The organism is Streptomyces sp. NRRL WC-3549, assembly GCF_000721935.1.
Classification (GTDB): domain Bacteria; phylum Actinomycetota; class Actinomycetes; order Streptomycetales; family Streptomycetaceae; genus Streptomyces.
Window position 1 is genome coordinate 8,163 of record NZ_KL585389.1, and the last position, 19,772, is coordinate 27,934.

General features: G+C 72.1%; 18 protein-coding genes. 11 read left to right on the forward strand and 7 right to left on the reverse strand.

The genetic code is table 11. From position 1 onward, the window contains the following. The first annotated feature begins 295 nt into the window (after positions 1 to 295). The 7 genes from IH13_RS0107325 to IH13_RS46030 all read left to right on the forward strand — a co-directional run bounded on the left by IH13_RS0107325 (position 296) and on the right by IH13_RS46030 (position 11,188). Complete coding sequence (locus tag IH13_RS0107325) at positions 296 to 2,041, forward strand: choice-of-anchor M domain-containing protein (RefSeq protein WP_082317536.1); 1,746 nt, start codon at positions 296 to 298, stop codon at positions 2,039 to 2,041. A gap of 100 nt (positions 2,042 to 2,141) precedes the next feature. Next, complete coding sequence (locus IH13_RS0107330; RefSeq protein ID WP_031082123.1) at positions 2,142 to 3,707, forward strand: anchored repeat ABC transporter, substrate-binding protein; 1,566 nt, start codon at positions 2,142 to 2,144, stop codon at positions 3,705 to 3,707. Next, positions 3,704 to 4,603, forward strand: a complete 900-nt coding sequence (locus IH13_RS0107335) for a TIGR03773 family transporter-associated surface protein (RefSeq protein ID WP_063837411.1) — start codon at positions 3,704 to 3,706, stop codon at positions 4,601 to 4,603. The genes IH13_RS0107330 and IH13_RS0107335 overlap by 4 nt, the downstream gene beginning before the upstream one ends. Before the next feature lie 98 nt (positions 4,604 to 4,701). Further along, positions 4,702 to 5,433: an anchored repeat-type ABC transporter ATP-binding subunit gene (locus IH13_RS0107340; RefSeq protein ID WP_110084979.1), complete on the forward strand. Its 732-nt coding sequence runs from the start codon at positions 4,702 to 4,704 to the stop codon at positions 5,431 to 5,433. Next, positions 5,430 to 6,350 (forward strand): anchored repeat-type ABC transporter permease subunit, encoded by a 921-nt coding sequence (locus IH13_RS0107345; RefSeq protein ID WP_051835785.1) that lies wholly within the window; start codon positions 5,430 to 5,432, stop codon positions 6,348 to 6,350. The genes IH13_RS0107340 and IH13_RS0107345 overlap by 4 nt, the downstream gene beginning before the upstream one ends. Positions 6,351 to 6,512: 162 nt before the next feature. After that, positions 6,513 to 8,306, forward strand: a complete 1,794-nt coding sequence (locus IH13_RS0107350; RefSeq protein WP_199814613.1) for a choice-of-anchor M domain-containing protein — start codon at positions 6,513 to 6,515, stop codon at positions 8,304 to 8,306. A 707-nt stretch (positions 8,307 to 9,013) separates the two neighbouring features. Next, positions 9,014 to 11,188, forward strand: coding sequence for a ricin-type beta-trefoil lectin domain protein (locus IH13_RS46030; RefSeq protein ID WP_082317537.1), 2,175 nt, complete (start codon positions 9,014 to 9,016; stop codon positions 11,186 to 11,188). A gap of 97 nt (positions 11,189 to 11,285) precedes the next feature. Here IH13_RS46030 and IH13_RS0107360 read toward each other — a convergent pair whose 3' ends face one another. The 7 genes from IH13_RS0107360 to IH13_RS36915 form a co-directional block, all read right to left on the reverse strand. Continuing rightward, positions 11,286 to 12,302: a bile acid:sodium symporter family protein gene (locus IH13_RS0107360; RefSeq protein WP_037840967.1), complete on the reverse strand. Its 1,017-nt coding sequence runs from the start codon at positions 12,300 to 12,302 to the stop codon at positions 11,286 to 11,288. Positions 12,303 to 12,425: 123 nt separating this feature from the next. Then, positions 12,426 to 12,812 carry a VOC family protein gene (locus IH13_RS0107365; RefSeq protein ID WP_031082136.1) on the reverse strand — a complete coding sequence of 129 codons (387 nt, stop codon included), beginning with the start codon at positions 12,810 to 12,812 and terminating at the stop codon, positions 12,426 to 12,428. 94 nt (positions 12,813 to 12,906) lie between these two features. After that, the gene (locus tag IH13_RS0107370; protein ID WP_031082138.1) at positions 12,907 to 13,134 is read right to left on the reverse strand and encodes a ferredoxin; all 228 of its coding nucleotides are present in this window, start codon (positions 13,132 to 13,134) and stop codon (positions 12,907 to 12,909) included. Next, entirely contained in the window at positions 13,131 to 14,324 is a 1,194-nt protein-coding gene (locus IH13_RS0107375) for a cytochrome P450 (protein ID WP_031082140.1), read from the reverse strand. The genes IH13_RS0107370 and IH13_RS0107375 overlap by 4 nt, the downstream gene beginning before the upstream one ends. Positions 14,325 to 14,429: 105 nt before the next feature. Beyond that, a complete protein-coding gene (locus tag IH13_RS0107380) occupies positions 14,430 to 15,245 on the reverse strand; it encodes an SAM-dependent methyltransferase (protein WP_031082142.1) in 816 nt (271 codons plus the stop codon). 113 nt (positions 15,246 to 15,358) lie between these two features. Then, a complete protein-coding gene (locus tag IH13_RS0107385) occupies positions 15,359 to 15,619 on the reverse strand; it encodes a DUF5133 domain-containing protein (protein WP_031082143.1) in 261 nt (86 codons plus the stop codon). A gap of 321 nt (positions 15,620 to 15,940) precedes the next feature. After that, the gene (locus tag IH13_RS36915; RefSeq protein WP_082317543.1) at positions 15,941 to 16,114 is read right to left on the reverse strand and encodes a CsbD family protein; all 174 of its coding nucleotides are present in this window, start codon (positions 16,112 to 16,114) and stop codon (positions 15,941 to 15,943) included. Between the two features lie 182 nt (positions 16,115 to 16,296). Here IH13_RS36915 and IH13_RS0107395 point away from each other — a divergent pair, with 182 nt between their 5' ends. From IH13_RS0107395 to IH13_RS0107410, 4 genes are all read left to right on the forward strand, one after another. Next, positions 16,297 to 16,863 carry a PadR family transcriptional regulator gene (locus IH13_RS0107395; protein WP_031082144.1) on the forward strand — a complete coding sequence of 189 codons (567 nt, stop codon included), beginning with the start codon at positions 16,297 to 16,299 and terminating at the stop codon, positions 16,861 to 16,863. Positions 16,864 to 16,935: 72 nt separating this feature from the next. Then, positions 16,936 to 18,654 (forward strand): acyl-CoA dehydrogenase family protein, encoded by a 1,719-nt coding sequence (locus IH13_RS0107400; protein WP_031082146.1) that lies wholly within the window; start codon positions 16,936 to 16,938, stop codon positions 18,652 to 18,654. 111 nt (positions 18,655 to 18,765) lie between these two features. After that, a complete protein-coding gene (locus IH13_RS0107405; protein WP_031082148.1) occupies positions 18,766 to 19,404 on the forward strand; it encodes a DUF998 domain-containing protein in 639 nt (212 codons plus the stop codon). Between the two features lie 172 nt (positions 19,405 to 19,576). Then, positions 19,577 to 19,772: dihydroxyacetone kinase subunit DhaK (locus IH13_RS0107410; RefSeq protein ID WP_031082149.1), on the forward strand; the 196-nt coding region annotated here is incomplete at its 3' end.

Below are 19,772 nucleotides of genomic sequence, written 5' to 3' on the forward strand. Positions count from 1 at the left end.
TTCGCGGGCCCGGGCTCACGGGGGACCGGTGCCGTTGCCGTGCGCCGGACCGGCCCCTGCTTGCCAGTTGAAAATGATTACCATAATATTTAGGCCTGGCGGGGTCGTCGGCGGCGGCCGCACGGAGCGCTGTCGCGAAGCGATGTGACGCTCCGTCAGCAGTTGGCGCGGTGTGCCGGACCGGGCGACGGCCGCGGTACCCCTTCTCCCGGTGCACGACCGTTCTCTTCTCTCCGTGGCGAATCGACGACGGGGCGGCCTTTGGCCGGTCCGCTCGAAAAGGAGTACGTACCTCATGGCAGTACCCAGGAAGACGCGGTGGGCCGCGGTCGGGGTGGTGGGATCGGTCGCCCTGGCCGGTCTCGCGCCGGCGGCGTTCGCCGAAGCGCCCGGCGGCACCGCACAGCACCCGCCCGCGCCCTCCAGCCGCGTGCTCTTCTCGTTGGAGGACGACGGCCTCACCCTGGAACTCGACCGGGGCGGGGCCGGGGACGGAGGAATACCGTCCGCCGCCGCGGACCCGGAGTCGGGGCCGGAAGCCAGGAGCGTCGTCCCCGACGACGACGTGTATGCCGGGCTCGGCCGCCCGTGTGAGGACCTATGGATCCTGCCCGGCGAATCCACCGGGCCGGCGGCGTCCGGGCACACGACGGCGCCCCGCTGGGACACCACCCGCGTCCCGGTGGACCGGCTGGCGGGTGACGGACTTCGATGGGCGCTCACCGGTGTCGAGGGACCGGGGGACGTACGGGTCGTCGCGCCGGGGGGAGCCGGTGCCGCGCTCGCCGGTGACGCCGGGCGGAAGCCGGCGGTCCTGTTCGACAGCACCGATGGTCTTCCCGACACACAGGTTCTCCCGGCGGCGGCGGAAGGCGACCTGGTCTGGGCCTTCAGCGCACCGGGGGAGTACCGGATCGCCTCCCGGGCCACGGCTGAACTGACCGGCGGCCGGCAGGCCCAGGCCGATACGGTCTGGACGGTCCGGGTCGCCGACGGGACCGGTCCCGAACCCTCGGCAAGCGCCGCGCCCCCCACCGGCCCTGACGGTGAAGAGGCCGACGCCGAACCCGCCGCCCAGTCCCGGGCCGCCGCCGCGGGGCGGACCGCCGCCGACACGAAGACGGCCGCCGATCCCGTCGCCGACGAGAAGACCGTCATCGACGACGGCCATGTCGACGCGATCGCCGGCAAGATGGTCGACGGCAGGCTGCGCACTCTCCTCAGGGACAGCCGTGACCCCGGTGACGTCGTGTGGCGTGAACCGTCCTCGGTCGTCCTGCACGTCGACGCGGACGCCAGGGAGCAGGTCCCGGCCGGCGACACGTACTCCTTCCTGGGCAGGCCCGGCAGCGACTTCTGGCTCATCCCCCAGGTGCAGAAGCGGGGCGTGGTCTGGGCCGGATGGAACACCGAGGCGCTCGGCGGCTTTGACCTGAAGGGGCCGCTGGAGATGAGGCTGACGAAGGTCGACGGCCCCGGAACGCTCGCCGTCTGGGAGACCGCGGGGCTCGGGGGTGCCCAGGTGCTCTACAACAGCGAGGACGGTCTGCCGGACTCCCAGACGGTCAGCCTGGGTGTCCACGCCCACGCCAACTGGGGGTTCAGCGAGCAGGGCACGTACCACGTGACCTTCCGGCTGAGCGGGACGCTTCCGGACGGAGGGGCGACCACCGACACGAGGACCTACACCTTCGCCGTCGGTGACGTCGACCCGAACGCCGTCACCCCGGGGGGCGGCTCCGACGACGGCGGCTCCACCGGAGGCACCGGCGACGGGGCCGGATCGACCGGCGGCCGTTCGCCCGGCGGCGGTTCGACCGGTGCGGACGGTCCTGCCGGCGGATCCGAGACCGGCGCCGGCGGATCCGAGACCGGCGCCGGGGACAAGGGCAGCCTCGCCCACACCGGTGCCGGCCCGGCCCTGCCGCTCGGTCTGGGCGCCGGCGCCCTCCTCCTCGGCGGTGGCGCCGCCGTCGCGGCGGCCGGCCGGGCGAACCGGCGTCGGACCGGCGTCGCCGAAGGCCCCGCCGCCCGGTCCTGAACGGGTGCCCGCGTTCCGTCCCGGGAACGCGGGCACTTCCCACGGGCCGGTGCCGGGTCCCTCCTCCCCGGCACCGGCCCCCTTCCTGCGGAGTTCCCTCATGCGTGTCCCCCGACCCCTTGTCCGGTCCCTCGTCACCGCCACCGCCCTCGGCGTCACCCTGTCCGGTTGCAAGGGGCACGCCCGTACCGGCGTCGACGACCCGGACGCCGCGCTGCGCGTCGTCACCACCACCGAGATACTCGCCGACCTGGTCCGCCAAGTCGGCGGGGACCGCGTCCAGGTGGACTCGATCGTGCCGCCCGGCGGCGACCCCCACGCCTACGAGCCGACGCCCGCCGACGCCGACGCCGTCTCCAGGGCCGACATCACCTTCACCAACCACCTCCTGCTCGAAGAGCACGCGCTGATCAAGACGGTCGACTCCAACGCGCGCAAGGGGACCCCCAACGTCTCCCTGGCCGAGGCGTCCGAGACCTACGGGGCGCACGTCATCCCCCTGGTCGAGGACGTGGGGCTCGACGTGCTCTGGCTCGGGCTCCGGGTTCGCGGCGACGGCGGGTCACGCGGGGCCACGCGCGCCTCCGACGTGCTGCTGTCGGCCACGGACGTCCAGGGGCCGGGCGAACTCGTGGCGTACCTGACCGAGTCGCTCGGGCAGCCGAACGTCTACTTCAACTCCGCGGACGGCTTCTCGGAGAAGGACACCACCAGCCTTCCGCCCGCCGCCCACACCCACCTGAACTGGGCGTTCACCGAGCCCGGCGTCTACAGACTGACCTTGGCGGCGCACCTGAGGAACCCGGACGGCGTCAAGCGGCCGGTCGGCACCGGCACCTTCACCTTCGCCGTCGGCGTCGACCCCCACACCGTGGCGCAGCCCGGTGACACCGTCCTCGACGAGGGACACACCGATCTGACCGTCGACATCGACACCGGGACGATGTCCGCCTTCACCGATCTGCGGACCGCGGGCAGGACCCAGGAGGAGATCGCTCCGGGCGACGTCGTCATCGACGTACCGAACAGGGCGTCGGAGAAGGTACCGGACGGGAAGCGGTTCGCGTTCCTCGGGAGACCGGGTGCGGAGATCTACCAGCTCCCGCAGGCCGTCCTCGGCAAGCACGTCCACGGGGAGATCGACCCGCACCTGTGGCAGGACGTGGCGAACGCCAGGTCCTACGTCCAGCTGATCCGCGACACCCTCAAGAAGGAGGACCCGGACGGGGCCGGTACCTACACGGCCAACAGCAGGCGCTACGAGGCGGAACTGGACGAGCTCGACGCCTACGTACGCGAGCAGACCGCCGCGATCCCGCCGGACAGGCGGCAGTTGATCACCACGCACGACGCGTTCGGCTACCTGGCCGACGCCTACGGCATGACCGTCGCCGGTTTCGTCGTACCGAATCCCGCCCAGGAGCCCAGCGCGGACGACGTCAAGAAGCTGACCAGGACCATCAGGAACCTCAAGGTCCCCGCCGTGTTCATGGAACCGAACCTCGTGCAGCGCGCCACCGTGCTCACCCAGGTCGCCGAGGACCAGGACGTCGACGTCTGCATGCTCTACGGCGACGCCTTCGACGAGGAGGTCCGCCACTACGCCGACATGATGCGGCACAACGCGGACGAGCTCCGCACCTGCCTCGGAGGAACCAGGAAGTGACCGCCGTACGCATCCGCCGCACGGCCGCGTCCGCCGCCGCGGCCCTCGCCCTGACGGTCCTGCCCGCCGTGGCCGCCCACGCGGACGGCCCCCCGTCCGAGGGCACCGCTGAGGGGAGGACGGTCGTCCCGGAGGGCCACGTCGACATGGGGCCGCGTTTCGACGAGGGCACCTGGACCGTGCAGATCCGCGACGACACCGCCCGCCCCGCCACCTGGCGCGACCCCTCCGACGTGGTGCTGCAGGTGAAGGACACCGCGCGGACCGAGGTGCCGGAAAGCGAGGAGTTCGGCTTCCTCGGCGACCCCGGCGCCCAGGTGTGGCTGCTGCCGCAGGTCCAGCGGGACGGAGTGCTGTGGCCGGGCTGGAACAGCCAGGATCCGCGGGTCGCCGCGGACGTCGAGAGGGAGGTCACCTGGCAGTTGACCGACGTCCAGGGCCCCGGACGCTTCGTCCTGTTCCTCAACGGCAGCTTCGGCACGCCGAAGGTCGTCTTCGACAGTACGAAGAGGCTCCCGCAGGAGACGGGGATCGAGGTCAACAGCCACGTACACGGGAACTGGGCCTTCACCGCCCCCGGTACCTACCTGCTCGGCGTCCGGATGAGCGCCACCACCAAGGACGGGAAGCGCCACGACGGCCGGAGCACCCTCCGGTTCTCGGTCGGGCCCCAGTCCCCGCAGAAGGCGTTCACGGCGCCGTCCCCGTCGAGCGGCCGCGCGGCCTCCCCGGAGGCCGGACCCGCGGCCGGGGCGCCACAGGGACGGGAACCGGAACGGGAGGACTCCGCCACGCCCCTGTGGCTGTCTCTTATACACATCTTCGTTCTCGTACGGCGCAGGAGCACACACCCGGCCGCGTCCGCGGCGGCGACCCAGGAAGGAGACCAGCTGTGACGGACACCGGCAAGCCGCCGTCCTCGGACCGCGCCACGTCCTCGACGGCACAGGACGGGCCGGACACAGGGGCGGTGGCACGGCCCGCCGCCCTGGAGGTGCGGGCCGTCGGCGTGGAACTCGGCGGGCGGCTCGCCCTCGACCACGTCGACCTGACCGTCCGGACCGGGGAACTCGTCGGTCTGGTCGGACCGAACGGAGCCGGCAAGACGACACTGCTGCGCGCGGTCCTCGGCCTGCTCCCCTCGCACTCCGGCAGTGTCCACGTCGCCGGCCGGCCGGCCTCCCGGAGCCGCGGCACCATCGGGTACGTCCCCCAGCGCCACGAGTTCGCCTGGGACTTCCCCCTCTCGGTGGAGAAGGCGGTGCTGACCGGCCGGACCCACCACATCGGTTGGCTGCGACGCCCCGGAGCCGCCGACCGCGACGCGGTGGACGAGGCTCTGCGGCGCGTCGCCATGACCGACCTGCGCCACCGGCCCATCGGCGAACTCTCCGGCGGGCAGCGCCAGCGCGTGCTGGTGGCGCGGGCGCTCGCACTGCGCCCCACACTGATGCTGCTCGACGAGCCGTTCACCGGCCTGGACGTTCCGACCCAGGAACTGCTCACAGCCCTGTTCGTTCAGCTGCGCCACGAGGACAAGGCACTCCTGATGACCACGCACGACCTGCCCGCGGCGGCCGACACGGCGACACGGCTGTGCCTGCTCAACCGGACCGTGATCGCGGACGGACCACCGAAGACGCTCCGCGATCCCTCCGTATGGCTGCGTGCCTTCGGCGTCACCCGGTCCGATCAGCTGCTGACCTCGCTGGGGGTGGCCCGGTGAACGCGGTGACCGACTTCCTGACCGGCCCGTGGGAGCACCTGTTCATGCAGCGCGCCTTCGCCGTCGCCGTGATGTGCGGTGTCGTGTCCGGCGTCGTCGGCAGCCATGTGGTGCTGCGCGGCATGGCCTTCATCGGCGACGCGGTGTCCCATTCGGTCTTCCCCGGTGTGGCGATCGCCTTCGTCTTCCAGTTCGACCTGGTCATCGGGGGCGCCGTCGCCGGCCTGCTGACCGCGCTCGCCGTGGCGGTGTTCTCCCAGAACCGGCGTCTGAAGGAGGACTCCGTCATCGGTGTCTTCTTCGCCGCCGCCTTCGGTCTCGGCATCGTCGTTCTCAGCACCGCCCCCGGCTACAGCGGTTCGCTGGAGTCGTTCCTGTTCGGCCAGATCCTCGGCATCAGCGACGGGGACGTGGTCACGGTCGCCGTGACGGGTCTGGTACTGCTCGTCGTGGCCGCGGCCGTGCACAAGGAGCTCGTCACGGTCAGCCTCGACCGCGAGACGGCGCGCGCCGCGGGCCTTCCGGTGTTCGCCCTGGACATCGTCCTGTACGCGCTCGTCACGGTGACCGTCGTCATCTCGCTCCAGGCGGTCGGCAACATCCTCGTCCTGGCGCTCCTGATCACGCCGGCCGCCTGCGCCCGTCTGCTGACGGACCGCATCGGGACGATGATGCTCCTGGCCCCGGTCTTCGGAGCCGGGTCGGCGGTCGTCGGTCTCTACCTGTCGTACGCCTGCAACCTGGCCGCCGGCGGCCTGATCGTCCTGGTCGTCACGGCCGCGTTCGTTCTCTGCTGGCTCCTGGCACCCCGTCACGGCCTGCTCGCGGCCGGACGGCGCCGCAGACAGCGAGGCAGGGCGGGGTCGCCGGGAGCGACCGGGCGGGACCTCGTCGCCGGAACGGGCGGGCGTCCCTGACGGACCCCGGCAGGCACACCTCCGCCGGGGCGGCGGCCTCACGCTCCGCACGTGGACAGAGCCGAGGGACGCATTGTCCGGATTAACGAAAACGATTATCAGATCAACTTGTATGGATCGTGGTGTGCCCGTCCGGGCGCGTCCACACTTCGGAAGGAACCCATGGCACCGTCATCGGGGCACGTCATGCGACGCGCCCGTCACATCCTCTCCCTGCTGTCGTTGGGAGGCGTCCTGGCCGTGGGGATCGCCGTACCCGCGCACGCCGCGTCCGGCCCGGCGGACGGGCGCCGCGTCCTGGGCGCCGGCCGGCACGTCGACGCCCTCTACCCCGTCGTCGAGGACGGCGGCCTGGAGGTCCGCTCGCTGACCGCGGACGGGGAGGCCGATCCCGAGCAGTTGGTCCTGCACATACCTGACACCGCGTCATCGCGTATCGCGCTGCCGGAGGAGTACGGCTTCCTCGGCGAGCCGGGATCGGACGCGTGGCTGTCCTCCCAGACCCAGGACCCGTCCGTCGTCTGGCCCGGCTGGTCCTTCGAGGGCATCTCCGGCGGGGTGCTCAAGGGCACCGTCGCGATCGACCTCGAAGGCTTCTCGTACGCCGGTGAGGCGAGTTCACCCACCTTCGCGGTCACCCGGCCCGGTGGGTTCGGCAGCAAGAAGGTCAGTCAGCTGATCGTCCCCGGATCCGCCTTCACCGGTGTGTCCGGCGAAGTCGGGGCCCACACGCACGCCAACTGGGTCTTCACGGACCAGGGCACCTACGACATCGACTTCCGGGTGCACGCCACGCTCGCCGACGGCAAGGCCGTCGAGGACAGCGCCACCGTCCGCTTCGTCGTCGGCCCGGTCCCCGACGCGCAGAAGGCGCCGGCCCCCCGGAAGATCCGGCACTACAGCGAGTCGGCGGACGGTCTGGTCCTCACACCCGACAAGGTGGACGCGGAGTACTTCGTCGGCCAGACCGTCAACGTCACGGCCGCGTGGAAGGCGGCCGGCGAGGACGCCGGATACCGCTGGTTCCTGAAGAAGAAGGGGGAGCCCCGCTTCACCGAGGTCCCCGAGCAGGACTCGTCGACCTACACGGCCAAACCGGACCGCGTACTCGACGGCGCTCAGCTGTACGCCGAGCTCGTCCAGGACGGTGAGACCGTCAAGACGTCCGAGCCGACCACGCTGCACGTACAGGCGCACGAGCCCACGACCCGGCTCACGGTGAGCGCCGACCACCCGGAGTACCGGGTGGGGGACACGGCGCGCTTCACCTCGAAGCAGGCTCCGCGGACCGACGACGAGCACTACCACTGGTACCTCAAGCGGCAGGGCGAGACCGCGTACGCGTGGATCGAGGAGTCCAGGCTCGCGGACCAGGAACTGCCCGTGACGGCCGGCCTCCACGGCGCCCAGATCGTGGCACGCCTCTTCGACGCCGACCACGCCGTCCTCGCCGAGTCCGCGCCCCTCACGTTGTCCGTCAAGGGCAGGAGCGGCGACGCCCCCGCCGTCACCGCGACGGTCGAACAGGACGCGGAGGAGCATGCGGCGGGCCGGCGGGCCGTGTTCACCGCACAGGTGGACGGCGCGGACGGGGACCACTCCGTCTCCTGGTACGTCCGGAAGAGCGCGGAGAACCCGTTCACCAGGATCGAGGGCGCCCAGGGCAGGACGATGGAACGCGCTGTCCCCGCCGACTGGGACGGAGCGCAGATCATGGCCTCGGTGACCGGCGGCGACGGACAGGTGCTGGCCGAGGGCACGGTACCCGTGGTGAAGGTGACGCCGGCCGGGAAGCCGTCCGCCGCGGCCGAGGACGAGGCCGCGTCGTCCGGCGCGACGGTGTGGTGGATCGCGGGGAGCGCCGCGGCGCTCCTGGCCGTCCTCGCGGCGGCGGTCCTGGTGCGCCGCCGGGGGCGGAGTGACGGTGTTCCGGCCACCGGTGACGAACAAGGCTGACACGAGCGTCTCCTGACGCGACAGCCGGCGGTCGCTGCCCGGTCCACGGCGGCCACCCCGCTGACGAGGCCGAGCGGTGGCCGCCGGGCGCGCCGCACCCGGCGGCGGCGACGTGTTCCCCGGTCGCCGCCGCGGTGCGGTGGGCGTGGCCCGGGGCAGAGGGCACAGGCGTACGACGGTGCCGGCGTGGTCGCCATCGAGGCCGAGGCGCAGACCGTGCGGGGCGAGGGCCGGTCCGTGGTGGACGGGGCCGGTTTCCGGTGGGCGGGACCTGATCGTTCTTCGGGGCACCGCCGTCGCCCCATGGCGTGGCGCCAACGCGAGGTCCTGACCGCATCGCCGGAGCTCGCGGACGGCCCGGCCCCGGCCGCCCGCGCCTCGGCCCCGAGGCGGCCGGTCCGGCCCGGCGGCGAGGGTGTTGACCAGGGGTGGTGCGGCCCTCAGCCCGAGGCTGCGGCGGATCCGAGGGGCCGGGAGGCGGGAGGGGGAGGCGGACGTCCGGGCGGGTTTCCCATATGTGGTCCATACCAAGCTCTTGACACGGATATCGTTCACTTCTTAAATCGCGTAGTGAACTAAGTGCGCAGGGTGAGTCGCCACTCGCCCGTCCCGCACGGCGAGATCTTCGCGCAGCCCCGCACCGCCCCCGCGCCCGTCATGCGTCAGCCATGCCGGGCTTCAAGTTGTCATGTCTATGAAGGGCAACCATGGACTCCCCACGTCTGTCCGGACGCCTGCTCCTCTCGCTCGCCTCGGTGCTCGCTCTCGCCACACTGGCCACCGGGCCGGCGCAGGGCGCACCCGTCCCCGCCGAGGCCCCCGCGCGCACCGCCGCCGCGGCGGCGCCGGCCGCCGTCACCTTCGCCGACGAGTTCGACGGCCCCGCCGGCTCCGCCGTCGACGGCGGCAGATGGCAGATCGAGACCGGCGACAACGTCAACAACCACGAGCGGCAGTACTACACCGCCGGAAACAACAACGCCGCCCTCGACGGCCAGGGCCATCTGGTCATCACCGCGCGCAAGGAGAACCCGGGTAACTACCAGTGCTGGTACGGGCGGTGCGAGTACACCTCGGCGCGGCTGAACACGGCCGGGAAGTTCACCACCACCTACGGCCGCGTCGAGGCACGGATGAAGATCCCGCGCGGGCAGGGCATCTGGCCCGCGTTCTGGATGCTCGGCAACGACATCGGCCAGGTCGGATGGCCCAACTCCGGCGAGATCGACATCATGGAGAACGTCGGCTTCGAGCCCGGGACCGTCCACGGCACCCTGCACGGCCCCGGCTACTCCGGCAGCGACGGCATAGGCGCCGGGTACAGCCTGCCCGGCGGGCAGGCGTTCGCCGACGCGTTCCACACCTTCGCCGTGGACTGGAGCCCCAACGCGATCACCTGGTCCGTCGACGGAACCGTCTACCAGCGGCGCACCCCCGCCGACCTGGGCGGGCGGCAGTGGGTCTTCGACAAGCCGTTCTTCGTGATCCTCAACCTCGCGGTCGGCGGCTACTGGCCGGGCGACCCGGACGGCAGCACGCCGCTGCCCCAGCAACTCGTCGTCGACTACGTCCGCGTCAGCTCCGACACCGGGCAGCCGGGCGGTGGCGGGGGACCCATCACGGGCCTGGGCGGCAAGTGCGTGGACGTGGCGGCGGCCGGTACGGCCAACGGTACGGCGGTGCAGCTGTACGACTGCAACGGGACGGCGGCGCAGCAGTGGTCGGTCGGCGGTGACGGGACGATCCGGGCACTGGGCAAGTGCCTTGACGTGGCGTCGGGTGGTACGGCGAACGGTACGCAGGTGCAGTTGTGGGAGTGCAACGGTTCGGCGGCGCAGCAGTGGGCGACGCCGGCCGCCCGGGACATCGTGAACCCGCAGGCGGACAAGTGCCTGGACGCGACGGGCAACAGCTCGGCCAACGGCACCCGCCTCCAGATCTGGACCTGCACCGGCGCCGCCAACCAGAAGTGGACCGCGCCGGGCGGCGGCGGCACCACACCCCCCGCACCGGGCGCCATGGCCGTGGCCCCGTACCTCTACAACGGCTGGGGCAGCCCGCCCAGCCCCACCACCGTCATGAACGCGACGGGCGTCAAGTGGTTCACGCTCGCCTTCGTCCTCAGCAACGGATACTGCAACCCGCAGTGGGACGGCGGGCGGCCCCTGACCGGAGGCGTCGACCAGCAGACGATCAACACCGTACGGTCGGCCGGCGGCGACGTCATCCCGTCCTTCGGCGGCTGGAGCGGCAACAAGCTGGAGAGTTCCTGTTCCAGCGCGGGTGAGCTGGCCGCCGCGTACCAGAAGGTCATCGACGCCTACGGCCTCAAGGCCATCGACATCGACATCGAGGCCGCGGCGTACGACAGTCCCGTGGTCCAGCAGCGCACGGTCGACGCGCTGAAGACGGTCAAGGCGGCCAACCCCGGGATCAAGGTGTACGTCACCTTCGGCACCGGCCAGAACGGCCCGGACTCCAGCCTGATCGGCAAGGCGGCGGCCTCCGGGCTCACCGTGGACAGCTGGACGATCATGCCGTTCAACTTCGGTGGCGTCGGCCAGGACATGGGGCAGCTCACCGTCCGGGCCGCGGAGGGCCTCAAGACCGCGGTCAAGAACGCCTACGGCTACTCGGACGACCAGGCCTACCGGCACACCGGGATCTCCTCGATGAACGGCGTCACCGACAACAACGAGACGGTGACCGTGGCCGACTTCCGCACCATCCTCGGCTATGCGCAGCAGCGCCACCTCGCCCGGCTGACCTTCTGGTCCGTCAACCGCGACCGCCCCTGCACCGGCGGTGGAGCCGACACCTGCTCGGGGGTCTCCCAGCAGCCGTGGGACTTCACCCGGGTCCTCGCCCAGTACAACGGCTGAACCGCCCCGCCCTCGGGGCGGGTACGGCGGAGGCGCCGGCCGTGTGACGACGGCCGGCGCCTCCTGGGTTCGTGCGGCCAAGGCCCCGGACACCGGGTCAGGCCTCCTCGGCCGCGGTGACCGGGGCGGCGCCGGTCCGGGCCCGTCCGGGCTGCCGGCGCCGGAAGCCGTGGGACATCCAGGCGGCGACCAGGGCGCCCGAGATGTTGTGCCAGACGGAGAACACGGCCGCGGGCAGGGCCGCGAGCGGGCTGAAGTGCGCAGTCGCCAGCGAGGCGGCGAGCCCGGAGTTCTGCATACCGACCTCGAACGCCATGGCCCGGCTCGCCGGCCGCCCGAGCCCGGTGACCTTGCCCGCTCCGTAACCGAGGGCGAGGCCGAGCCCGTTGTGCAGCACGACGGCGACCAGCACGCTGAAGGCGGCCGACTTGATGGTGTCGGCGCTGCCCGCCACCACGGCGCAGACGATGGCGGCCACGGCCAGCGAGGACAGCCACGGCATCACCCCCAGCACCCGGTCGATCACCTTGCCCGCGACCAGCCGCACGACCAGGCCGCCGATCACCGGGAGCAGGACGGTCTTGAGGATGTCGGCCATCATGGAACCGGCGTCCACCGGCAGGTAGGCACCGGCCAGCAGCAGGGTCAGCGGCGGCGTCACCAGGGGCGCGAGCACCGTCGATACGGTGGCGACCGAGACGGACAACGCCACGTCACCCCGCGCCAGGAAGGTCACCACGTTCGACGCCGTACCGCTCGGGGCGCAGCCGACCAGGATCACGCCGGCGGCCAACTGGGGCGGCAGTCCGAGCGCGTGGGCGATGATCCAGCCGAGACCCGGCATGATCACGTAGTGCGCGACCAGCCCGATCGCGACGGCCCAGGGGCGCTTCGCGACCCCCTTGAAATCGAGCGGGGTCATCGTCAGCCCCATGCAGAACATGACGACGCCCAGCAGGTACGGCACCGACCCCGTCCAGCCCGCGAACGTCGCGGGCGTGAGGAGTCCGGCCACGCCCGCGACGAGGACGAGGACGGGGAACACGGTCACGGCGAGCCGTGCCGCCTTGTCGTCGGACCCCGGTTGGTCAGGGGTTGTCTGTTCGGTTCGCACAGCCGCGATGAGACGCCGCACAGCCCGGCCCCCGCAAACCCGTCTCGTTATGTGGTCACTACACCCATCCGCTGTCGTACCGGGACACGGCCCCGGTGCCCGCCCGCCCCCTGCCCGAGGCCGTCAGGGCCGGTGGCGGAGGGGGTGGCCGGCGGGAACCTCGGTCAGCACGATGCGGTGGCCGTCAGGATCGGCGATCCACATCTCGATGAGGCCCCAGGGTTCCCGCACCGGCGGTCGCAGCACCCGCGTACCACGTGCCGACAGCTCGGCATGGGCCGCCGCGCAGTCGGCGACCTGCATCCACAGCCGCAGCGTCGGTGTCGGGGCCTCGTCGGACCGCCCCGACACCTCCAGGAAGCCGCCGCCGAGGAAGTAGACCGTCCCCCGCTCCGGACCGGTGCCGAACTCGCGGTACACCGCCAGCCCGAGGGCCTCGCCGTAGAAGGCCCGAGAGGCCTCCGGATCGCGGGGACGCAGGAGTACGCGGCTGCTCAGTACGTGCACCATGCCGCGACCCTACGCCGGTACCTCCTTTCCGGAGTGCCGCCGCACCCGGGGAGCGGGTCCGCCCGCCCGGGAGCTCCCCGCGGTCCCGGCCGGCTCAGGGACGCGGCCCGATCAGCTCGTCCCCCTCACGCACCAGGATCGCCGCCGCCGGGCACGAGTCCGCGGCGTCCAGCGCGCGCTCGTCCGGGGGGATCCGGTGGCGCAGGGGCTTCGCCCGGTCCTCGTCGTCCAGGCCGTAGAGCTCGGGCGCGATCCCGGCGCACATGCCCGAGCCCATGCACAGGCCCCGGTCCACCTCGGTCGTCCAGGACACCGTGCTCACCACCCCACCGGCATCTCGCGCGGACCGCGGACGAGCATCTGGTTCTTCCACTCCACGTCGCCCGCCAGACGCAGGCCCGGGAAACGCAGGAGCAGTGCCTCCAGCGCCTCCTGGAGTTCCAGCCTGGCGAGCGGCGCGCCGAGGCAGTGGTGCACCCCGTGCCCGAAACCGAGGTGCTGGACGCCGGTCCGGGTGACGTCCAGCCGGCCCGGCGCGTCGAACTTCAGCGCGTCGCGATTGGCCGCACCGACCGCGACCAGCACCGGTTCACCGGCCCGGACCAGGGTCCCGCCGACCTCCACGTCCTGGGTGGCGTACCGGGGGAAGCCGGCACCACTGCCCAGCGGGACGAACCGCAGCAGCTCCTCGACCGCGCCGCGGATCAGTTCCGGGCGCTGCCTCAACAACGCCATCTGCTCCGGGTGGTCGAGCAGGGCGTGTACGAAGTTCGGGATCTGCGTGGCCGTCGTCTCGTGGCCCGCCACGAGGATCCCGACACACAGATCGACCAGTTCGGCCTCGCTGAGCCGGTCCTCGGTGTCCCGTGCCTCGATCAGCCCCGTCATCAGGTCGGGCCGCGGCCGGCTCCGGTGGTCCTCGATCAGCCCGCCCATGTAGGCGCGGAGTTCGTCACGGCTGCGCAGGAACTCCTCGGCCGTCAGGGAACTGGTGGACAGCGCGGCGTCGCTCCACACCCGGAACCTCGGCCGGTCCTCCTCCGGGACACCCAGCATGCGGCAGATGACGGCGACCGGGATCGGCAGCGCGTAGTGCTCCACCAGGTCGGCGGGTTGCCCCAGGGCCTCCAGCTCGTCCAGCAGGTCCCGCGTCAGTTCCCGTACCCAGGGGCGCAGCTTCTCCACCTGGTGCACGGTGAACGCCTTCGCCACCAGGGTGCGCAGCCGGGTGTGCCCCGGTGGGTCCATGCTCAGGATCCCGCTGTCGCGGCTTCCCTCCGAGTGACGCGGCTCGTCGTGCCGCAGCGCCTCCGCCCGGCTGAAGCGGCGGTCGCCCAGGACCAGACGCGCGTCGGCGTAACGGGTGGCCAGCCAGGCCGGCTCGCCGTAGGCCAGCCGGACCCGTAACAGGCCCGGCTGCTCAAGTGCCTCGTGGTACGCCTTCGCCAGCCCGAGCCCCGCCGGTTCGTTGAACGGATAGGGGAGGGGCGCCTGCTCGGCCGTGGTCGTCATCGTGTGACCTCCAGTTGCTCAGCGGACCCACCGAGCATCACCAGGGGCCGTGGAACCGGTCAACAGCGCCTTGTCGGCCATCGGGGCGCCCCCGAGGCGTGCGCCTCACCCCTTGCGCGCCACCGCCACGTAGCCCGCGCTGACGACGTCGTCCTGCCCGGGAACCGGGTCGCCCAGCTCGGGATGCCAGGCCTCGGCGGCCACGATGCCGGGCGCGACGATGTCGAGGCCCTCGAAGAAGGCGGCGAACCGGTCCCGGGTGCGCGGGGCCAGCGTCAGGGTGTTCGCCCGGTACATCTCGTCGACCTTGCGGGCCTCCTCCGGGTGGAAGTCGGCGGTGAGGTGGGAGATCGCCACGTAACTGCCGGGCGCCAGTACGGAGACCAGCCGTTCCACCAGCTCGTAGGCGCCGTCCTCGTCGCTCACGAAGTGCAGCAGCGCGATCATCGACAGCGCGACCGGCCGGCCGAAGTCCAGCGTCTTCCCCGCCTGTTCGAGAAGCGTGTCCACATCCCGCGCGTCGGCCTGGACGTAGTCGACGGCGCCCTCGGGGGTGCCCCGCAGCAGGGCCCCGGCGTGGGCCAGCACGATGGGGTCGTGGTCGCAGTAGACGACCTTGGTGGTGGGCGCCGTCCGCTGGGCCACCTGGTGGAGGTTGGGCTCGGTGGGTATCCCGGTGCCGATGTCGAGGAACTGACGGACCCCCTGGCCTGCCAGCCAACTGGTGGCACGGTGCATGAAGGCCCGGTTCACCTTCGCCATCACCGGTACGCCCGGCTCCACGGCCAGCATCTGGCGGCCCATGGCCTCGTCCACCGGGTAGTTGTCCTTGCCGCCGAGGAACCAGTCGTACATCCGTGCGGGGTGCGGCCGGCTCGTGTCGATGCGGGGGCTGAGGCTCTCGTTCTCCGGTGCGGTCATCGCCAACTCCAGTGTGTGTCGAGGCAGTGAATGATCAACTGGCCCCAGAGTAGGCGTGATTCCGCGCCACGGGGACCGGGGGTGGTGAGATCCCGGCCCCCCGTCGCGTCCCCTCAGGCGGTCTGCAGATTGTCCCCCCGCCGCGGCCCGGCCGGGCGGGGACCCGGCCGCACCGTGCTGTGCCGGGCGAGTACCGAGTCGGCGATGGCGATGGCCCGCGCCACGTCCTGCGTCCCGGTGAGCCGGCACAGGGTGCGGGTGGCGTCCTCCACCGCCCGCGCCGTGGCGGCGGTGGGCCGGCGGTCGGCCTCGATACGTGCGTCGGCGTAGCGGGCCAGCGCCACGCGAAGGTCCTGCGGACCAGGGGTCAGCACAGCGGATTCTCCTCCGGTTCGGTCCGGTTCCGTGCCCTGCCCGGTGGTCGCCGTCCGTGCGCGTGCGCCGGACAGGCCGGCGTGGGCCGCGCGACGGTGCGTGAGCAGGCTCTGAACGCCTACCCGCTCACGCCCGGTGTACGCCCGGCGCGTTCCGGGAGACCGACGCGCCCGTACCGCACCGCAGGCCCGTTGGGCGCGGGCGCCCGGCGCCCTGTCGTACGGCCCGCACGCCGGGCTCATGGGTCGGGGCCCGTACGAGGGGCGCGCGGAGGTCCACCGCGCGCCCCTCGTACGGGCCCCGAACGGGCCAGTGCCCGCTCAGTGCTTGAAGACGTCCTTAGTCTTCTCCTTGGCCTGACGGGCGTCACCCTTGGTCTGGTCGGCGCGGCCCTCGGCGGTGAGGCGCTCGTTGCCCACGGCCCGCCCGGCGGCTTCCTTGATCTTGCCCTTGGCCTGCTCCGTCTTGGCCTGGCTCTTCTCATCGGCAGCCATGATCACTCACACCTCGCTGTGGTCGACGTCGGGACACTCCGTCGTGTGACCGGTGCGACGCCTCGCAAACCACCTGCGTCCCGGCCGCGCGTGGCGCGACCGCACCGGCGTACGCGGGTGAGCCGTGTCTCACCGGCCTGCGGACTCTTGCTATGCAACAAGTTGCATAGAACGATCGGGGCATGGCCCTCGACCACGCGATCCTCGTCTCCCTGCTGGAGCGGCCCGGCTCCGGCTACGAACTGGCCCGCCGGTTCGAGCGGTCCATCGGGTACTTCTGGACGGCCACCCACCAGCAGATCTACCGCGTCCTCAAACGCATGGAGGGCGACGGCCTCCTCGACGTCCGAGAGGTCCCGCAGCAGGGGCGGCCGGACAAGAAGGAGTACTCCGTCGCCGGGCCCGGCCGGGCCGCGCTCGCGGTCTGGCTGCACGAACCGATCGAGCCCGAAAGCCTCCGCCACGACCTGGCCGTGAAGATCCGGGGCGCGGCCTTCGACGACCCGGCGGCACTGATCCGTGAGGTCGAACGCCACCACCGGGTCCACGGCGACCGGCTGGCGCACTACCTCGCCGGGGAGGAGCGGGACTTCACCGGCCCCGGCGCCCCCGCCCCGCTCGACGCCGGACAGGAGCTCCAGCACGTCGTGCTGCGGGGCGGCATCGCCTACGAGCGGATGACGGTCGCCTGGCTCGACGACGTCCTCGCCACCCTCCGCCGGATCGGCCGGACCACTCCGCGCCCCTGAGGCGCCCCGCCGGGAAACCGGCACCACCCGAACGACCCGAATCACCCCCCGACACCCGGAAGGCGGTCCGCCATGGCCGACCCGCTGCTGTTCAACCCGCGCACCTACGACCCCGCGCACTTCGACCCCGAGACCCGCAGGCTGCTGCGCGCGACCGTCGACTGGTTCGAGGACCGCGGCAAGCGCCGGCTCGTCGAGGACTACCGCTCCCGCGCCTGGCTGGGCGACTTCCTGGAGTTCGCCGCCCGGGAGCGGCTGTTCGCCACCTTCCTGACGCCGTCCGCCGTCGCGGAGGACGGGAACCAGCGCTGGGACACCGCCCGCATCGCGGCGCTCAACGAGATCCTCGGGTTCTACGGACTCGACTACTGGTACGCCTGGCAGGTGACCATCCTCGGTCTCGGTCCGGTCTGGCAGAGCGGCAACGCCGCCGCACGCGCCCGCGCCGCCGGACTCCTGGCCGACGGCCAGGTGTTCGCCTTCGGCCTCTCCGAGCGCGCGCACGGCGCGGACATCTACTCGACCGACATGCTGCTGGAGCCGGACGGCGACGGCGGCTTCGTGGCCTCCGGCTCCAAGTACTACATCGGCAACGGCAACGCCGCCGGCCTGGTCTCCGTCTTCGGCCGCCGTACCGACGTCGAGGGCCCCGACGGATACGTCTTCTTCGCCGCCGACAGCCGTCACCCGGCCTACCGCCTGGTCAAGAACGTCGTCGACTCCTCCAAGTACGTCAGCGAGTTCCGCCTGGCCGACTACCCCGTCGGGCCCGACGACGTCCTGCACACGGGCCGCGCGGCGTTCGACGCCGCCCTCAACACCGTCAACGTCGGCAAGTTCAACCTCTGCACCGCCTCGATCGGCATCTGCGAGCACGCCATGTACGAGGCCGTCACCCACGCGCAGAACCGCGTCCTGTACGGCCGGCCGGTGACCGCGTTCCCGCACGTACGCCGGGAACTGGCCGACGCCTACGTCCGGCTGGTCGGCATGAAGCTCTTCAGCGACCGCGCGGTCGACTACTTCCGCTCCGCCGGGCCGGAGGACCGCAGGTACCTGCTGTTCAACCCGATGACGAAGATGAAGGTGACCACGGAGGGCGAGAAGGTCATCGACCTGATGTGGGACGTCATCGCCGCCAAGGGCTTCGAGAAGGACACCTACTTCGCCCAGGCGGCCGTCGAGATCCGGAGCCTGCCCAAGCTGGAGGGCACGGTCCACGTCAACCTGGCCCTCATCCTGAAGTTCCTGCGCAACCACCTGCTCGCACCGGAAGGATTCGAGCCCGTCCCGACCCGCCTGGACGCGGCCGACGACACCTTCCTCTTCCGGCAGGGCCCCGCCCGCGGGCTGGGGTCCATCCGCTTCCACGACTGGCGCCCCGCCTTCGACGCCTACGCGGACGTCCCCAACGTCGCCCGCTTCCGGGAACAGGCGGACGCCCTGTGCGACCTCGTCCGCACGGCGGCGCCCGACGAGGAGCAGAGCCGCGACCTCGACCTGCTGCTGTCCGTCGGCCAGCTCTTCGCCCTGGTGGTGCACGGGCAGCTGATCCTGGAGCAGGCCCGCGCGACGGACCTGGACCGGGACGTGCTCGACGAACTGTTCGCCGTCCTCGTCCGCGACTTCTCGGCACACGCCGTCGAACTCCACGGCAAGGAGTCCGCCACCCGGGAGCAGCAGGACCGGGCCCTCGCCGCCGTGCGGCGCCCGGTCACGGACGCGGCCCGCTCGGCCCGGGTCTGGGAACGGGTGGCGGCGCTCTCCGGGACGTACGAGATGGCGCCGTGAACCCCTGACGCCCGCGCGCGGGCGTCAGGGCCGGACCGGATCGGCGGGAGGCCCGGCCGTTGCCCGCGTGTGCCGCGCCCGCCACGGTCCCGGACGTCCTACCGTGTGCCGATGCGTTCCGTCCCCTGGTGGATCCTGCTCTCGTCGGCCTGCGCCCCGGTCGTCCTGGTCGTCGGCTGGACGGTCTCCGCGGTCCTCCAGGGCCCCGGCTACGACCCCGCCTCCGCCACGATCAGCATCCTGGCGTCCGACGGCGCCCACGGGTACTGGGTGATGACCTCGGCCCTGCTCGCCCTGGGAGCCTGCCATGTGGCCACCGCGTGCGGACTGCGTCCGGCGGCCCCCGCCGGGCGTCTGGCGCTCGCGGGCGGGGGAGTGTCGGCCATGCTGCTGGCGCTGTTCCCCGCGCCCAGCAGCGGGGGGTCGCTGGACCACGGGGCCGTTGTGGCGGTCGGCTTCTGCCTCCTCGCCCTGTGGCCCGTGCTGGCCGTGCGAGGCGGGGCCCTCCCGCGTCCCGCGGCGGCCCCGGCGCAGGACACGACGGCCGCGCCCTGGGGGCTGCGCCCCAGGCCGTCGCTCATGGCCGCCGGGCTGATGTGGCTCGGCGGCGGCTGGTTCCTGCTCGCCCTGTTCGTCCACGACACGGCGGGGGCCGCCGAGCGCGTCGTCACGTTCGCACAGTCGTTCTGGCCCCTGGTGGTCGTGGTCTCCTGCGTGCGGCGGACCGGCGGTGACGAGCGGCCCGCATGAGGCATTCGTGGAGGCCCGGCAAAGCCCCGGGGACAAGCCTCTTCCGGTGGGCGGCGGCGGTCAGGTACTCTCCGCGAGTTGCCGCATGCCTATGGTCACATGACCATAGAGATCTCATCCGGAGGTCGTCTCATCCGGCCGTGCCCGGCCGGGGACGGAAGGGGCGCCGCGTATGGCCAGGTACTTCGAGAACAGCACCGACGATCTGGTCCCCGATGCGCTGTCCGGCTTCGCCCGCGCACACGCGGACCTCGTGGAGTACGACCCCGTGGACGGGTACGTCACCGCTCGGCACACCGCGCCGGCGCGGCGCGTGGGCCTCCTCTCGGGCGGAGGTTCGGGGCACGAGCCGATGCACGCCGGCTATG